This is a genomic window from Rhizobium sp. BK591, assembly GCF_014195045.1.
GTDB lineage: Bacteria > Pseudomonadota > Alphaproteobacteria > Rhizobiales > Rhizobiaceae > Rhizobium > Rhizobium anhuiense.
In genome coordinates this window covers 1,421,501-1,437,601 of sequence record NZ_JACIAZ010000001.1, presented here as the reverse complement: position 1 = coordinate 1,437,601, position 16,101 = coordinate 1,421,501, and the positions used below count along the sequence as shown (strand labels likewise).

At 60.6% G+C, this 16,101-nt stretch carries 17 protein-coding genes; 6 read left to right on the top strand and 11 right to left on the bottom strand.

The genetic code is table 11. The annotated features are described in order from the left end of the window. Position 1 precedes the first annotated feature (1 nt). Entirely contained in the window at positions 2-1,003 is a 1,002-nt protein-coding gene (locus tag FHX10_RS06975; RefSeq protein WP_245445219.1) for a nuclear transport factor 2 family protein, read from the bottom strand. Positions 1,004-1,067: 64 nt separating this feature from the next. Here FHX10_RS06975 and FHX10_RS06970 point away from each other — a divergent pair, with 64 nt between their 5' ends. Together FHX10_RS06970 and FHX10_RS06965 are read left to right on the top strand one after the other, a co-directional pair. Further along, a complete protein-coding gene (locus FHX10_RS06970) occupies positions 1,068-1,949 on the top strand; it encodes a LysR family transcriptional regulator (RefSeq protein ID WP_025554537.1) in 882 nt (293 codons plus the stop codon). 134 nt (positions 1,950-2,083) lie between these two features. After that, positions 2,084-3,046, top strand: coding sequence for a LysR family transcriptional regulator (locus FHX10_RS06965; protein ID WP_025554536.1), 963 nt, complete (start codon positions 2,084-2,086; stop codon positions 3,044-3,046). 59 nt (positions 3,047-3,105) lie between these two features. On the opposite strand, the gene FHX10_RS06960 is transcribed toward FHX10_RS06965, so the two are convergent. Both FHX10_RS06960 and FHX10_RS06955 read right to left on the bottom strand, forming a co-directional pair. Next, positions 3,106-3,519: a hypothetical protein gene (locus FHX10_RS06960; protein WP_052213385.1), complete on the bottom strand. Its 414-nt coding sequence runs from the start codon at positions 3,517-3,519 to the stop codon at positions 3,106-3,108. Between the two features lie 79 nt (positions 3,520-3,598). Next, positions 3,599-4,282 (bottom strand): hypothetical protein, encoded by a 684-nt coding sequence (locus tag FHX10_RS06955; RefSeq protein WP_047615222.1) that lies wholly within the window; start codon positions 4,280-4,282, stop codon positions 3,599-3,601. Between the two features lie 244 nt (positions 4,283-4,526). Here FHX10_RS06955 and FHX10_RS06950 point away from each other — a divergent pair, with 244 nt between their 5' ends. Next, positions 4,527-5,153 (top strand): TerC family protein, encoded by a 627-nt coding sequence (locus tag FHX10_RS06950; RefSeq protein WP_028758505.1) that lies wholly within the window; start codon positions 4,527-4,529, stop codon positions 5,151-5,153. Between the two features lies 1 nt (position 5,154). Here the strand turns inward: FHX10_RS06950 and FHX10_RS06945 are convergent, their stop codons facing one another. The 3 genes from FHX10_RS06945 to metG are packed head-to-tail and all read right to left on the bottom strand — an operon-like array spanning position 5,155 to position 8,315. Beyond that, on the bottom strand, positions 5,155-5,973 hold the full coding sequence (locus FHX10_RS06945; RefSeq protein ID WP_097623427.1) for an MBL fold metallo-hydrolase: 819 nt from the start codon (positions 5,971-5,973) through the stop codon (positions 5,155-5,157). Positions 5,974-5,977: 4 nt separating this feature from the next. Then, positions 5,978-6,760, bottom strand: a complete 783-nt coding sequence (locus FHX10_RS06940; protein WP_097544300.1) for a TatD family hydrolase — start codon at positions 6,758-6,760, stop codon at positions 5,978-5,980. Between the two features lie 4 nt (positions 6,761-6,764). After that, on the bottom strand, positions 6,765-8,315 hold the full coding sequence (metG, locus tag FHX10_RS06935; protein WP_184389180.1) for a methionine--tRNA ligase: 1,551 nt from the start codon (positions 8,313-8,315) through the stop codon (positions 6,765-6,767). A 233-nt stretch (positions 8,316-8,548) separates the two neighbouring features. On the opposite strand from metG, the gene FHX10_RS06930 reads away from it, so the two are divergent. Continuing rightward, entirely contained in the window at positions 8,549-9,334 is a 786-nt protein-coding gene (locus tag FHX10_RS06930) for a sulfite exporter TauE/SafE family protein (RefSeq protein WP_028758508.1), read from the top strand. Positions 9,335-9,455: 121 nt separating this feature from the next. Here FHX10_RS06930 and FHX10_RS06925 read toward each other — a convergent pair whose 3' ends face one another. The 4 genes from FHX10_RS06925 to FHX10_RS06910 form a co-directional block, all read right to left on the bottom strand. Continuing rightward, positions 9,456-10,481 (bottom strand): DNA polymerase III subunit delta', encoded by a 1,026-nt coding sequence (locus FHX10_RS06925; protein WP_028757351.1) that lies wholly within the window; start codon positions 10,479-10,481, stop codon positions 9,456-9,458. A gap of 8 nt (positions 10,482-10,489) precedes the next feature. Continuing rightward, positions 10,490-11,170, bottom strand: coding sequence for a dTMP kinase (tmk, locus tag FHX10_RS06920; RefSeq protein WP_028757350.1), 681 nt, complete (start codon positions 11,168-11,170; stop codon positions 10,490-10,492). Between the two features lie 132 nt (positions 11,171-11,302). Beyond that, positions 11,303-12,496, bottom strand: a complete 1,194-nt coding sequence (locus tag FHX10_RS06915; protein ID WP_028758510.1) for a D-alanyl-D-alanine carboxypeptidase family protein — start codon at positions 12,494-12,496, stop codon at positions 11,303-11,305. 73 nt (positions 12,497-12,569) lie between these two features. Continuing rightward, entirely contained in the window at positions 12,570-13,676 is a 1,107-nt protein-coding gene (locus tag FHX10_RS06910; RefSeq protein WP_028757348.1) for a septal ring lytic transglycosylase RlpA family protein, read from the bottom strand. 389 nt (positions 13,677-14,065) lie between these two features. Between FHX10_RS06910 and FHX10_RS06905 the strand changes: the two genes are divergently transcribed. Beyond that, on the top strand, positions 14,066-14,578 hold the full coding sequence (locus FHX10_RS06905; protein WP_097631235.1) for a hypothetical protein: 513 nt from the start codon (positions 14,066-14,068) through the stop codon (positions 14,576-14,578). Positions 14,579-14,685: 107 nt separating this feature from the next. Then, entirely contained in the window at positions 14,686-14,889 is a 204-nt protein-coding gene (locus FHX10_RS06900) for a hypothetical protein (protein WP_063475678.1), read from the top strand. 86 nt (positions 14,890-14,975) lie between these two features. Here the strand turns inward: FHX10_RS06900 and FHX10_RS06895 are convergent, their stop codons facing one another. Beyond that, positions 14,976-15,899, bottom strand: a complete 924-nt coding sequence (locus tag FHX10_RS06895; RefSeq protein ID WP_052213380.1) for a LysR substrate-binding domain-containing protein — start codon at positions 15,897-15,899, stop codon at positions 14,976-14,978. Positions 15,900-16,101 lie beyond the last annotated feature (202 nt).

The window sequence follows — 16,101 nt, the reverse complement described above, 5'->3', positions numbered from 1 at the left end:
CTCAGAACTTTCCGTTGTCGTGGGCCATTTGAGCCGGGATGGTGGAAATCGTATCCCAATGCTCGACAATCTTGCCGCTCTCCACGCGGAAGAGGTCGAAGAAGGCAGTTGGTGTTTCGCCGAGCTTCCCTTCCGAGGCCGTGAAGACGAAGTTGCCCTCGGCAACGATCAAATGTGTCTTGGTGTAGGCCATCGGCTGGCCGGCTTCGGCCATCGCCTTCAGCGCGGCGCCCAGGCCGTCCAATCCGTTGCCCACCATCGGGTTGTGCTGGATATAGGTTTCCGTCGAAATATAGTCGGTGATCTTCTGCGGTGCCGTGCCGAGCAATACGTCATGCACGAAGTTCTCGACCAGCGTACGGTTTTCGGCGGTTTTGGCGAGATCCTTGATTTCGGTCGCGCCGTCCGTCATCGAATTGCCACTGGCTGTTTTCGACGCGGGGACGGCAGCCTGTAGATTGTCCCAATGTTCGGCAACCTTGCCGTCTTCGACACGGAACACGTCGAATGCGACCATCGTCTGGCCGCCAAAGGCCTGGGCATTTTCATAGGTCGAATGCAGGACCACCAGATCCCCCTCTGCCAGGACGCGATGAGTTGTCGCCGTCAGGCCGCTTTGCTTGAGCGCAGGCAGAAAGCCGAGGATAGGAGCGGCGCCCGTGGGTACGGCGGGATTGTGCTGAATGTAGTTTTCCTTCAGGAGCTGGCTTGCCGCTTCCGGATCAAAATTGGTGAACAGCGCGACGACAGCGCTCAGCACGATTTCCTTTGGGCTCATTTTTAAAATCCCTTTTACCTGGTTTGCATGAGGCAGCGCGGAACTGCGCTGCAGAACTTGTGAATTTCGCGCCCGACGACCGGGCGGGACCGGGTTGACGGTATCTTCGTCGAACGCGATACGGCACGCCGATTGCTCACCGCCGGAACGCCGCGTGCGATCGAGAGCGGCAGTTCGGAAGCAACCATCTATGTTTCCTGGATCTGCCGGGTTCCGATTTAGCACTGGCAATTAATCGCCAAAATGGCGATTATAGCGTCTCAGTTTCGCCAAAATGGAGACAATCGGTATGGATAAGATTGACGGCATGCGAACTTTTGTCGCCGCGGTCGAGGCGGGATCGTTTGCCGCCGCAAGCGAGCGGCTGGGCATTTCCGGTAAGCTCGTCAGCAAATACATCGCGACGCTTGAAGCTGACTTGAGAATGAATCTGCTTCATCGCACCACCCGATCCATGTCGTTGACGCATGACGGTCGGATCTATCTCGAGGGATGCCGACGTGTTCTGAACGAACTCGATCTGCTGGACATGTCCCTCGAGGCATCAAGTGGCTTGAAAGGCACGCTGCGTGTGGCAGCACCTCTGACCTTTGGCGAAACGGTCGTCGCAACCGCAATTCTCGAGTTCATGGATCTCCATCCGGAGGTTACGGTTGAGCTGGAATTGTCCGATGAATACGTCGATCTCGCTGAAGACGGTTTCGATCTGGCCGTGCGCATCGGCACTTTGAAGGACTCGAGCCTCGTGGCACGAAAGCTCGGAGAGGCAAGGCTTCTGGTCGTCGCCGCCCCATCCTACATCGAACGCCATGGCGCACCGGCCCATCCGGACGAATTGTCCAGCCACATTTGCATTCGCGACGCCAACAATCCTGACCCGAACCGTTGGCCCTTCCTGATTGAAGGGAAGCAGATCCAAGTGTCGGTCACCGGCCCCTTCCTCTCCAATAGCCCTCCCGCCTGCCTGATACCTGCGCGCGCGGGAAAAGGTATCTTCATCTGCCCCGACGTTTTTCTGGCTGACGACCTTGCCCAAGGCCGGCTCGTTCAGCTGCTGGCCGGTTTTCCATCGAGAATGATCGCGATCCAGACAGTCCAGTTGCCATCGGCCTTCCGCAAACCCAAGGTCGCAGCATTCATCAACGTTTTAAGAAAGCACATGAAGACATGAAGACATGAAGACGGCAGCCTCATGAAAAGTTGCCGATGGAAATGCGTGGCGTTGGGCGGCGCTGTAGGGCATCCATTGCGGACGTGCTATTCGACGGAATTCTGAACACACCCACGCCGAAGGTCTGGTGACAAATGGACTTGGATCCCCGACTGCTTCGCTACCTTCTCGCCATCGACCGCGCCGGCTCCTTCCTCAAGGCGGCGGAAGCGCTTCATATTTCCCAGCCGGCACTTTCTGTCAGCGTCGCGCGTCTGGAGGACGTAACGCAGATGCAGCTTGTCGACCGCGGTCGACATGGTGCGATCATGACGGAGGCTGGCAAGATACTGGTGCGCCATGCCGAAAGCATTGAAGCCATTCTGGAGATAGCCGGACGGGAATTGGAAGCGCGTGGCCGCGGTGTTGAAGGCCCGCTCCACATCGGCGGAACGCCGCTCGCGACCGGCAGTTTCGTGCCGCTGGTCGTCGGCCGCATTCTCGAGGAAAATGGCAATGCTGCCATCGAGGTAGTTGAGGGCACGGACGAGCAGTTGATGGAGCGGCTCCTGACCCACAAGCTCGATCTCGTCATTTCCAATGTCGGACAGAGACCGGCACCGGAGAGAGTGGAAGTCATTCCGCTCTTCACGGCCCGATCGGTGATCGTGGTTCGGGCGGGGCATCCATTGGAGGGGCGGCAAGACGTCTCTCTCGCGGAACTCGCCTGCTCGACATGGGTGATGCCCCCGCGCGGCGGCGCTTTCCGCAAACAGATTGAAGCCCTGTTCACGACAAATGGCGTCCCCTTCCCGGTACACCTTGTCGAGGCAGCTCCCTTCAGCGTGCTGAAGGCAATCGTGGAACGCTCGGATGGCGTTAGCATATTGTCCGATGAGTTCCTGCGCGAGGAGATCCGCCGGGGCGTGCTGACAGCGATTCCGCTGCAGGAACACATCGCCTCACGCCAGTTCGCCCTGCAGAAAATTGCAGGCCGGCAACTCAATTCGCTCGGTCAGCGCTTTGTCGACATCGCCATGGAACTGGCATCGGCATCGCAGACGGAAGCGGAACATTCGGTGCGCAGCGGCCAGAGCAATTCCAGGAAAAGTGTGTGAAACGGTTTTCCGTCCGGGATTGCGTGCGGTGCTGCGCTTCCGTGAAAAGCTGAACCGCTCTAGACCGATCGTAGCGCGCTCATGCGGCTTCGGATGCCAGGTGTTCTCGCGTCCGTGAGATGACCGGCAAATCCGGCAAGCATGACCCCGAGTGGAAGGCGCCGAACCAGTCTGGCTGCAATGAAGGTTGCGCAGATAGCCGCGGCGAGCTTCAGCCAGGGATAGTCGCCGAGCTGGACATGGGCGCTTGCATCGACCGATGTGGCCTTGGCTTTCAGCGCCGCCTCGGCGTCCTCGCGCAGCGCGCCGATATGGGCCTTCAGCAGCCTTAGCTCCTGCTGCAGGGCGTTGAGATCCTGGTCGGCTTTTTCACGCGCAGTCTCCACTGCGGCATCGGCAAAAGGCGGCTCACCTTCTGCGATCAGTTCGTCGGGGTCTGGAAGGCGGCCGTCGCGATTGATGGATGATTGCATGGACATATCCTCGAATAAACAAGCGGGATGAGATCAAGGCCCGGCATCGCCGCCGGGCCTTGATCCACGTCAGGCGCTATCAGTGATCGCGTCGGAAGCCCTGGCTCTGGTGAGATCCGCCCTGGGATTGCGACTGGGTCTGAGAGTGGCCTTGGGATTTCCCATCGGCATCGTCCGATGGTTCGGAACTGCTGCCGGGCAAGGTATAGGCGCGCACTTTGGCGCTTCCATGCGTGGTGTCCCGCATTGCCAGCGGGCGCGCATCGTCGAATGCGCTTTCGGACACGGCGAGGTCTTCCGACGCCTTGCCGCCAGAGGATTGGCCGGCAAAGCCGGTATTTGATGCGCCTTGTTGCCTGTCCTCCAACGACCAGAGGTCCGCCCGTTCATCCATGTCGATGCTGCCCTCGTCGTCCAGAATATCGTGGACGGTCTCGTAGAGCGCGTCATCGATATCATTGACCTGGACGAGGAAGCCGCCTCGCCGCAACCCTTCTGCGTAGACCGCCCGATCTTCGTCAGGGAAGAAGAAGTCCGCCAGCGCGTCGAAGAAGCCGCTGCGGTCGTCGCTCATGGCCCCGGGATTTTTTCCATCCGCCTCATATCCGGGCATCAACCTTATTCTTGAAACCGGCACGCCTGCGTCCTCAAGACGGGAGACGGCGGATTCGGCTTCTGACCGGCTGTCGAAAAATGCGGCAAGGCTGCTGCCGCCTGTCGGGCCTGAGAAAGCCGGGTTGGTATCGTTGTAAATGCTGCTCACGGGGTTCTCCTCTCGATGTCTCGATCCTGCCATCGATCGATGGCAGCTTTCCTGACTTGAAGAACCGGTGGCTGACGTGAATGTTCCAAGGCAATGGCGATGGGAATAGCGATGCCCCGCCGTGTTTCCGCCTTGCATGTCTGATGCACAGAGTCGCGAATTGTGCCGCCTGCGAAATCCGTCAGCGGTTGACGTTAAACCTTCGAGACGCTAGCACGGTTTTGACGCATTGGGGATAATTCATATGGACATCTTTACGGCAGCCGGTCTGACGGCTTTGCTGCAGGTCATTGCTATCGACCTCGTTCTCGCCGGCGACAACGCCGTAGTTATCGGTCTTGCTGCTGCCGGCCTCGAGGCGACGCAACGCCGTAAGGCGATCATCGTCGGCATCGTCGCCGCAACTGTTCTGCGTATTCTCTTTGCCAGCGTCGCGGTCTATCTGTTGGCGATCGTCGGCTTGCTACTGGCCGGCGGCCTGCTGCTCCTGTGGGTCTGCTGGAAGATGTGGCGCGAGCTTCGCGCCGGCCATGGCGAGAACCACGAAGCTACGGGCGCCGAACGCGCGCCGAAGAAGACCTTCTTCCAGGCGGCGACCCAGATCGTCATCGCCGACGTCTCGATGTCGCTCGACAACGTGCTCGCTGTTGCCGGTGCGGCGCGCGAACATCCGAGCGTGTTGGTGATCGGTCTTGCCCTGTCGATTGCGCTGATGGGCATCGCCGCTAACCTGATCGCCCGGTTGCTCAACAACCATCGCTGGATCGCCTATGTCGGTCTGCTGATCATTCTCTACGTCTCGCTCGACATGATCCATCGCGGCGGCGTCGAAGTGTGGCCCTACGTGCAGGCGAGCGGGCTCAAGCTTTAGACTAAATCCTGACCTCGGTCTCGAAGCTCATCTGGTCATACGCCGGCGCCACATGGTCCGGCGTCTCTGCCATGACAGCGTCGTAATCAAGCGGCGTGTGCATATGCGTGAGGATCGCCTGTTTCGGCTTCAACCGGCCGATCCAGTCAAGCGACTGTTCCAGCGACAGATGGCTCGGGTGATAGGTATATTGTAGCGCGTCGATGATCAGCACGTCGAGGTTCTGAAGCTTTTCGACGGTCTGCGGCGGGAAATCGCTGATATCGCTGCAATAAGCTACATCGCCGATCCGGAAGCCGAGCGAGTGGATATCCCCGTGCTGCTGGAGATGCGGATGGAAGGCGATCGCGCCGCCCGGGCCGCGAATTTCGACGGGTTCATCCAGGTTTTCGATCACAACGGGCAGTACGATCGGTGGATAATTGCTGCCCGGCGGCGTTTCCAGACAATAGCCGAAGGCTTCCCGCAGCCTGTCCATCGTGAATTGGTCGGCAAAAATCGGCACCCGTCGGCGGGTATTGTGAAAATAGCCGCGCAGATCGTCGATGCCATGAATATGATCTGCGTGCGGATGGCTGTAGAGCACGGCATCGACATGGTCGGCCCCTGCCCTGATCATTTGCTCGCGAAAATCCGGCCCGGTGTCGATAACGACCGTGGTGACACCGCCATCCGGCGCGAATTGCTGCACCATGAAGGCGGCGCGCGTGCGCCGGTTTTTCGGATTGTCGGGATTGCAGGCGCCCCAATCGCCGGTAATGCGCGGCACGCCCGGTGACGACGAACAGCCGAGAATGGTGAAACGCCGCCGGTAGAGCACGCCGCTAGACCCTCGGCATCTTCGAGAACAGACGGAAAGCGTTCTCGGTCGTGATCCGCGCCACCTCTTCGTAGGAAAGGCCGATCGTATCGGCGAGCACCTCGGCCGTGTTGACGACATAGGACGGCTCGTTGCGCTTGCCGCGCCAGCGCTTCGGCGCCAGATACGGCGCGTCCGTTTCAACAAGCAGTCTGTCATGCGGGATCGTCTTAGCGATCTCGCGCAGCTCCTCCGACTTCGGAAAGGTCAGGATGCCCGAGAAGGAGATATAGCCGCCGAGCGCGACGCCGGTCGTGGCAAGCTCCGGGCCTGCGGAGAAGCAGTGGAGGATGAAGGGGAAGGCCCCCTTCCCGGTTTCCTCGGTCAGGATCGCCGCCATGTCCTCGTCGGCGCTGCGGCTGTGGATGACGAGCGGCAGCCGGGTCTCGCGCGCCGCCGCGATATGGCGGCGAAAACCGGTCTGCTGGTCCTCCGGCTTCTGCGTGTCGTAGAAATAGTCGAGACCGGCTTCGCCGATCGCCACCACCTTCTCATGGGCATTGGCGAGACGCACCAGCTCTTCCGTCTGGATATCAAGCTCTTCGTCGGCATTGTTCGGATGGGTGCCGACCGAGCAGAACACCGAGGGATACTTCTCCGTGATGGCAAGCAGCGCGCCGAGTTTGCGCACCCGTGTCGAGATCGTCACCATCTGCGAAACACCGGCCGAATGGGCGCGCGCGACGATCTCGTCCCGCTCCGCCTCGAAGTCGGCGAAATCAAGATGGCAATGCGTGTCGATCAGCACGGCTTCAAGCCTCCGGAGCCACGTAGCGCGGGAAGACCGGGGTCGGCGCTTCGAGAGCCGTTCCGGCAACGAGACGGCCTGCCTCGCCGAGGGCGGCGAAGTCGCGCTTGTCAGCGGGTGCGGCAACCAGGTCGAGCAGCTTGCCCGATGATTCCGGCATGAAGGGCTGCAGCAGGATGGCGATCTGGCGAACGACTTCGGCCGTCACATAGAGCACCGTGCCCATACGCTCCGGATCGGTCTTCTTCAGCGCCCAGGGCGCCTGGCCGGCGAAATAACGGTCGGTCTCGGAGACGACTGCTATGATCGAGGCGAGCGCCCGGTGTATCTGCTGCTTGCCCATGTCCTCGCGCGTCGATGCATGCAGCGCGTCCACTTGGGCCAGCATCGCCTTGTCCTCGTCGCTGAGCGTCCCGCATTCCGGGATCTTGCCGTCGCAGTTCTTGACGATCATCGACAGCGAGCGGCTGGCGAGATTACCGATGCCGTTGGCGAGGTCGGAGTTGATGCGCGTGCCGATCGCCTCTTCGCTGTAGCTGCCGTCTTGGCCGAAGGAGACTTCACGCAGGAAGAAGTAACGCACCTGGTCGAGGCCGAAATGGTTCACCAGATTGACGGGATCGACGACGTTGCCGAGCGACTTCGACATCTTCTCGCCCTTGTTGAGCAAGAAGCCGTGGGCGAAGACGCGCTTCGGCAGCGGCAGCTTCGCCGACATCAGGAAGGCCGGCCAGTAGACGGCGTGGAAGCGGATAATGTCCTTGCCGATGATGTGCACGTCGGCCGGCCAGTATTTCGCCCGCGGGCCGTTCCTGTCTTCTATATAGCCGGTCGCTGTAATGTAGTTGGTCAGCGCGTCGACCCAGACATACATGACGTGGGCAGGATCGTTCGGCACCTTGATGCCCCAGTCGAAGGTCGTGCGCGAGACCGAGAGGTCCTTGAGCCCCGATTTGACGAACGAGATCACCTCGTTGCGGCGTTCGGCCGGACCGATGAAGTCGGGATTCGCCTCGTAATGGGCAAGCAGCTTCTCCTGGTATTCGGAGAGCTTGAAGAAATAGCTTGCCTCTTCCACCCATTCGACGGGCGTGCCCTGCGGCCCGTAGCGCACACCGTCGGCGCGCAGCTCCGTCTCGTTTTCCTGGTAATAGGCCTCGTCGCGCACCGAATACCAGCCGGCATAGCTGTCCTTGTAGATGTCGCCATTGTCGGCCATCAGGTTCCAGATGTTGCGCGACGTCTCGTGATGACGCTCCTGCGTAGTGCGGATGAAATCATCGTTCGAGGCGTTGAGCAGCGTTGCCATCGCCTGGAATTCGCCGGAGTTGCGGTCGGCAAGCGCCTGCGCGGTAATCCCCTCGCCGCGCGCCGTCTGCTGCATCTTCTGGCCATGTTCGTCGGTGCCGGTCAGGAAGAACACATCCTTGCCGTCTAAACGCTGGTAGCGCGCCATCGCATCCGTCGCGATCAGCTCATAGGCATGGCCGATATGCGGCTTGCCGTTGGGATAGGAAATCGCGGTGGTGATGTAGAAGGGTGTCTTGTCTATCATGGAGGCCAATGTCCGGCTAACTCTATAAAAATGGTCAGCCGCTCTTAGCGCATGTCACCGTCGAGCGAAACCTCAACTTTCCAGCTGTCGATGATTTCCCGGACGCTGGCGTGGTGAACTTGACTCCGCTTCTGCCGCCATCTACCCGTCATGGAAAAGAGGGCGGGACAAAACGAAGTGGCAGTTTTCATCTATCGGAATTGTCGTGGCTGCGCGCTGACAGGGGCGCCTGTTTGACATTCGAGCCGCTCTATTCGCTTTCCGGCCTGTGTGTGGGCGCCCTCGTCGGCATCACCGGCGTTGGCGGCGGTTCGCTGATGACGCCGCTGCTGGTGTTGCTCTTCGGCGTCCATCCGGCCACCGCGGTCGGCACAGATCTTCTCTATGCGGCGATCACCAAGACGGCGGGGACTGCCGTTCACGGCATGCATGGGCGGGTCAACTGGAAGATCGTCGGCAGTCTGGCCGTCGGCAGCGTGCCGGCCGCCCTGCTGATGCTCTGGCTGTTGGCGGGCGTCGACCGCAAAAGCATCGGCGTCACCAATACGATCACCACCGCGCTGGGCTGGCTTCTCGTCATGACCGCCATCATGCTGGTCTTCCGAGGTCCGATACTCCAGCTTGCGCGCCGCGCCATCGGCGACCGCACGCCGCCGCGGCCGGCAACCATCCTCGCCCTTACCGTCATTCTCGGATTCTTGCTCGGCGTCCTCGTCACCCTGACCTCGGTCGGCGCCGGTGCGCTGGGGGTGACGATCCTGCTGATCCTCTATCCCAGGCTCGATGTGCGCGAGATCGTCGGTTCCGATATCGTCCATGCGGTGCCGCTGACCTTGATCGGCGGCACCGGCTATTGGCTGATCGGCGAGATCGACTGGCCAATGCTGTCTGCCCTGCTCATCGGCTCTATCCCCGGCATCATTATCGGCAGCCTTCTGGCGCCGAAGCTGCACGAGCGCACCATCCGCATCGTGCTCGCCGCCACGCTAGCAGTGGTCGCAGGCAAGCTGCTGACCTAGAGCAATTCCAGGAAAAGTGCGAAGCGGTTTTCCCAGGCAAAGCGCGAAGCGGTTTTGCCGGGAATTGCGTCAAAACAAAAGGATAGAGCGGTTCTGCGCTTCCGTTAAACGCTGAACCGCTCTAGAGGCCCGGCTGTTTGATATCGGCGAGAATGCTGATGATCGTCTGCTTGCGGTCGAGATTATAGGCGTCGGAAATGGTCAGCCGCTCGGTAATGTCCGAATAGAGCCGAGCCAGCCGCTCCGCAGCTGTGATCTGCCCCTCGCTTGCTGCCGCCCGCGCGCGGTTCATGATATCGTCGCCGACATGGCTGACGAAGAAATCGAAGATCGTGTCGCTTTCCCTGCCCGAAAGCGCGTCGGCCAGCCGATGCATCGCCTTGCGCGCCGTCGGTCCTTGGGCGGAAAGCATCTCATCATAGGCGGCAATGATCTCGCCGCCACCGTAGTTCAGGAGTTTCAACGCCTCGCCGACGCTGCCCTTGGCGGCCGAAAGTACCGCCCCGCCCTCGCCTGATATGCCGAGATGGTCAAGGGCCGCGACCAGCGCGGCGTCGGCAAGCGGCGCCAGTTTCAGCGGCAGGCAACGAGAGCGGATCGTCGGCAGCAGCCGTCCCGGCGCATGCGAAAGCACCAGGAACAGCGCCCGCTTCGGCGGCTCTTCCAGGATCTTCAGGATGGCGTTGGCGGCATTGCGGTTCATGTCGTCGGCCGGATCGATGATGACGATCCGCCAGTTGCCGGTGCCCGAGGTCTGCGAGAAGAACTTGCCGGCGCGGCGCACCTCGTCGACGGTGATCGCCGATTTCACCTTGCCGGTCTTTTCGTCCACCGGCCGGGCAAGATGCAGCAGATTGTGCGAGGCGCCGGAGGCGATCTGCCGGCTGACGGGAGAGGCAGGGTCCGGATCGCCGATCATTTCCGGCGCTCGCTCGGGATCGGGATGCGATAGCACGTGATTGGCAAAGCGGAAAGCGAGCGTCGCCTTGCCGATGCCCTCCGGGCCCTCGATCAGGATGGCGTGGTGGCCCTTGCCGGAGCGGTAAGATTGCGCAAGGAAGGCTTCCGCCTCCTCATGGCCGAACAGCCTGGTATTTTCTCCCGGCCAGATGGCGCCGTCGAGCAGTCCGGGCCTTTCCTCACTCATGATGGGCTTCACTCATGATGGGCGGCTTCCGGCATTCGCAAACGGTCGGCGGGCGACTTGAGTTGTTGGACGATCGCCAGGATCTCGGCAGCGATCGCCTCTTCGCTCTGCATGGCGTTGACCACGTGGCAGCGCTCCGGCTCGCGGGCGGCGATGTCGAGAAAGGCCTCGCGCCGTTTCTCATGCGTTTCGAGCCGCTCCTTCTCGAAGCGGTCGGGACCGTCGGCTGGAGCGCGCTTCTGCGCCCGCTCCAGCCCGATCTTGGCGGGGATGTCGAGGATCACGGTGCAATCCGGCATGACGCCGTTGATGGCGATGCGCTGCAGCGTCTCGATGAAATCCGGCTCGAGATTGCCGGTTATGCCCTGATAGACGCGGGATGAATCCATGAAACGGTCGCAGAGCACGATCTTGCCGGCGGCCAGCGCCGGCCGGATCACCTCTTCGACATGGTCGTTGCGCGCCGCGGCAAAGAGGATCGCCTCCATCCGCGTGCCGAAGGCTTCGGCAGCCCCTGACAAAAGCACGTGGCGCACGGCCTCCGCGCCCGGCGATCCGCCTGGTTCGCGCGTCATCAGCACGTCGTGACCTTCGCCCTTCAACGCTTCGGCGAGGCGGCGGATCTGCGTGGATTTCCCCGCGCCTTCCCCGCCTTCAAACGTAACGAACAATCCCGTACCGGATGACAATGACAACTTCCCGCATTCCAGGCGCCGCACGCGCCGTGCTCCATCTATCTATCCGAAGATGTCAGGGAGGAAAACCTTTCGTCGCGGCGACATATTCACCTTTCCCGGCAAATTGCACCAGTAAGTGGCCGCTCAGCCGGGTGCCGACTTGTCCCAGAGCCAGGAGAAGAACAGCGATTCGCCGAGTTCCAGCATGGCGTCGACCGCCCGGCTGCTGAGCGAGCCCTCGCCGACCGCCTGCACCGTATAAAGCGGCACTTCTCGGAGCAGCCGGCTGCCTGCGAAAATCCTCAGCACCCCTGCCTGGGTATCCGGCTCGACCGGCGCCGTCAGCGGCCAGTGATAGATGATGCGCGCCGACAGCCGATCGGGATTGCTGATCGGAATATAGACGCTGACCGGCGCCTTGGCGACGAGATCGACGGTACGCGCCGTACCGCCATAGACGCTGGCGGCGCCGATCACTTCCTTCTCACCGAAGATCTGCCGGTCCTCAAAGGCCGTCAGTCCCCATTCGAGCACTCGCTTGGCCTCCTCCGTCCGCTCCTTGTCGGAAGCGATGCCGGCAAGCGCCAGAAACAGCCGCCTGCCATCGCGCTGGACTGAGGCGACGATCGAATAACCCTCGCCCTCGGTAAAGCCGGTGGCAAGCCCGTCGGCGCCGAGATCGAGCCCGAGCAGCGGATTGCGGTTGCGCTGGAAAATCTTGTTCCACTCGAAATCCGGCTGGGCGAAATAGGGATAGAGATTGGGATAAGACTGCTGCAGGGCGGCCGCAAGCGTCACCATCTCGCGCGCCGTCACCTTGCTCTTCCCGTCGGGGAGCCCGGTGGAATTGCCGAACTCAGCCTTCTCCATGCCGAGTTCACGGGCGCGGCGTGTCATCGACACGGCAAATTGCTGCTCGCTGCCGGCCATGCCTTCGGCCAGGATGATGCAGCTGTCGTTGGCGCCCTGGATGGCGACGCCCTTGATCAGGTCCTCGACGCGCACGCGCGATTTCAGGCTGGCAAACATCGTTGCCGTCCTCGATGGCGCGCCGCCGGTTCGCCAGGCATATTCGGAAACGGGATATTCGGTATCGAGCGTGATCTGCCCCTTCGTCACCGCCTCGAAGGCGAGATCCATCGTCATCAGCTTGGCGAGCGAAGCCGGCGAAAAGCCCTGGTCCTCGTTCTTGGCGAGAAGCACCGTGCCGGTGGCGGCCTCGATCATATAGGCCTGCGCCGCCTTGGTGGCGAAACCGGCGGTACCGCTATCGGCTGCAAATGCGCCGGTGGAGAGCGGCATGATGCATACAAGCAGACGAAGCAAAGGCTTCAGCATCAAGAATTCCCATCGATCAGGGGGCGTATTTCAGGAGGTTAGAGCGAGAGGAAATTCGATGCAATTGCCGCGCTCAGCGCGCGGCGGATTTTGCCTGATGACGCTTCGTCGCAGCAAGGATCGACTCCTGCGTCAGCCCGTCATTGCGCACCATCACAGCGTCGAAGGCGAGATCGACCGTCACGGTCTTCACATCCTCGTTCTGGTAGCCGAGCGCGAGAGACCCCAGCGGCCGTTCGTAGGGCATGGGGCCGATCTCCGGCAACACGACCATCTGGTCGAAGGACGGAGCGGCATTGGTGGCGGATGGTGCTGATGGCGCTACCAGAACATGGGCGGGCGCTGCCAAAGCGGGTGCTGCGACGGGGGCCGCATTGTAGCGTGCGCTCGGCGTCGACCCGGCATAGGAAGTGGCCGACATCGGCACCGGCACGTTGGCCGGCGTCTCATAATCTTCCGAACTCTGCAGCTGATCGCGGGTGATCTTGCGGCTGTTGGAGGCGACCATCACGCCGGTTGCGATCTGGCCTTCCGGATTGACGCCGGGAATGCGGCTGCCCTTCGGCACGTAGGACGCCATCAGATAGGGCATGTCGTGGCCGTCCATGCGGGCGCGGCCGACATATTGCACCCGCACCTTGCCGGTGCCGCTGTGCTGCAGATCCAGCATATCGGCCGTCTTGTTGGAAAGGTCGATGATGCGCCCTTCGTGATAGGGGCCGCGATCGTTGACGCGCACGATGACGGAGGAACCGCTTTCGAGATTGGTGACGCGCGCATAGCTCGGCAGCGGGAAGGTCGGATGCGCGGCGGAAAGATGCATCTGGTCGTAGACTTCGCCGTTCGCCGTCAGCCGCCCATGAAAGGCCGAGCCATACCAGGAGGCGACGCCGACTTTGTTATAGGAGAAGTCTTCCTTCGGATAATACCACCTGCCCTTCACCTCGTAAGGATTGCCGACGATGTAGCGGCCGCCGCCCTTGGGGATGTTGTTGCCGGTAGCGACGCGCGGGCTTGCCTTCACGCCATATTCGGATTCGGAGAAATATTCTTTGCCGTGGGATTTCTTCTTCGGCACCGCCTGTGTCGTGCCGCACGCCGCAACCGTCGCACACATCGCCGAGATCGCCAGCCACCGTGCTGTCGTTGCGAAAGACGCCGCCCCGTATTCCAGTTTCATATGTCCCACGCCGCTCAAAGATCGTTATGGTTAAGGAACCTTGCCCCAATCCGGGCCAATACGCCTTATCCCCACCCGCCTAACGAGACTTTAATCATGCGAAGTTCGTGGCAAATTTACGAACGATTTCGCAGCGATAGCGACAATTCTAATGATTATGGTTTATAAATCACTAACGCGAACCTCTCCGCCCTGCCCTTCCGCCGCCGCAATAAGGCCCGAAATCCTCATGCCGATGCGGCGCATATGGTAAATCTGAACTCGCTTCCGAATGCCCGAATAGCCCAAATTGGCACAGGCGGCGCGTGCTTCCCGCGCGGCGCGGCGTCACCTTGCCTCATCAGGCGAAATAACGCTATGCATTCTATGCGCAGGGTTGGGGGATTGCCATGGGCGGAATTGTCAAAAGCTTGATTTTGCTGGTCATAATGACCGTCTCACCGGCCGTCGGCGCCGGCGCGGAGGATCTCCCCGCCTATTGGCGCAAGACGATGACCAATGATCCATCGACGAATTTCTATCTGGCTCAGACCCTGAAACCCTTATCGAACAAGGATGCCGAAACCATCAGAGTGCTCAGGCTGTCGCTGATCGCCGGCAACTTATGTCTCGGCGCCAGCATCAATACGAGGACAGGCGAGGCCTTTCTGCAGCAGGCCGGATACGATCGCCTCCGCGGAAAGGCCTGGGACGAAGCCGCCTTCCTCGCGAACGACTGGTTCAAACACTTCAACTACCGCTCCCTCGCCCATCTCTGCGCCGGCATCGACTATATTTTCGGGCCGGAGGGAAAACTGGCGCCCAATCTGGTCAAGCCCGGCAAGGGTGAACCGAAGGGATCCTACGCCCCCCTGAACTCCTACTACATGCGGCTTCCGCCCTTGCGCAAACCGAACGGCTAGTCACGTCACCAATTGCCATATGGCGGATTGCGTATTTGACGCTTCGGGCTGTATGGAACGAAATGCCCGCCGGGAACTTTGAAGGTTTAGACCTTTGGAGGATCACGATGAATAATGAAACCATTCTGCAGCTCGACACGGTCAGCCAACAGTTGCACGCTCGATCTCGCGCGCTTTCCCAGCCAGATAAAGACAACGACATCTCGATCCTGATGTCGGCACTCGCCGTGACGATGGAGGCGGTTCGTTCTCTTTGCGAGGATATGAACCAGCTCAACGGTCCGAAGGGCCTTGGATCCGATGGGAGCTAGCTGCGACCTCCCAAAGCCGTTGGAATTGCGTTTATGCGCAGCATCCCCTCCAAAATCACGCCAAAGGCGGGAACGACACGCGCGCCTCAAAGACCTTCAAAACGGCTCGCCAGCCAGTCCCTGAAAATCAGGGCGACCTTTCTGCGATTTGGGGCACTTGGCGTTACCACGTAGAAACGCCTCCCTGTCTTCAGGGTGCGGTCAATAGCAATGACGAGGCGATTTTCTCGAAGGGGCCGATCGATGAGAGGTCGCCAACCGAGCGCGATGCCTTCGCCATTTTCCGCAGCTTTCATCGCGACAAGGGAATCGTTGACCTGCAGCGATGTCGGCAAAGTCGGTGGAGCGCCGACACCTGTGGCCCGCAACCACTCGGCCCAACCGATCCTGAAGCGATACGGGTCAACGTAGTGTATAAGCCGATGGCGCAATATATCACTGGTGAGTGACAGAGGCTTGCTCTTCGCCTGATAAGCTGGGCTGCAAACAGGCAATATTTCCTCGTCCCACAGCGGAATGGCATCACAATCCGGCCAGTTTCCATCGCCGAGCCGAATGTGAACATCGATGTTGCTCGTCGTCATCGCTGGATCGCGGTCCAAGCATCGCAGGTCAATCATCAAATCAGGATGGACTTGGCGAAATTCCGGCAACAGCGGCATCAGCCACTCTGTCGCCATGACCGTCGAGGCGCTGATGACGAGGGTGTCTCGGCGAGGCATGCCGGCGATATCGTCAAGCGTTTCGGCGATCGACGCAAATCCCCCCGATACCGCCGAATAGAGGCGTTGGCCTTGCGTTGTCAGGCTTAGCGCCCGCCTTTCCCGGACGAAAAGCGCGTGGCCGAGAGACGACTCGAGTTGTCGGATCCCGTGGCTGACCGCAGGCTGAGTGATGGACAATTCCGCGGCGGCTTTCGAAAAATTCAGATATCTCGCCGCAGCCTCGAACAGGATCAGGCTGTGGAGGGAGGGAATTGTCCGTCGTAACGACTGACTGTCATGACTCATGGTTTCGAGTTCTTCGCCGTTCGAAAATTGCAGCGCACGGAATCTCCGTCACACGGTGCAAGACTGCGCACCGGCAAGAAGCGAAACACCTTATCGTTCGCGTGGTCAACAAGCCTGGAGGACGATCACCCACTCACCTGCCGGCCGATCCGGTCTTTATCCATCCTGCCTCATACTTCCATGAATTTATTTGCCCTTTACG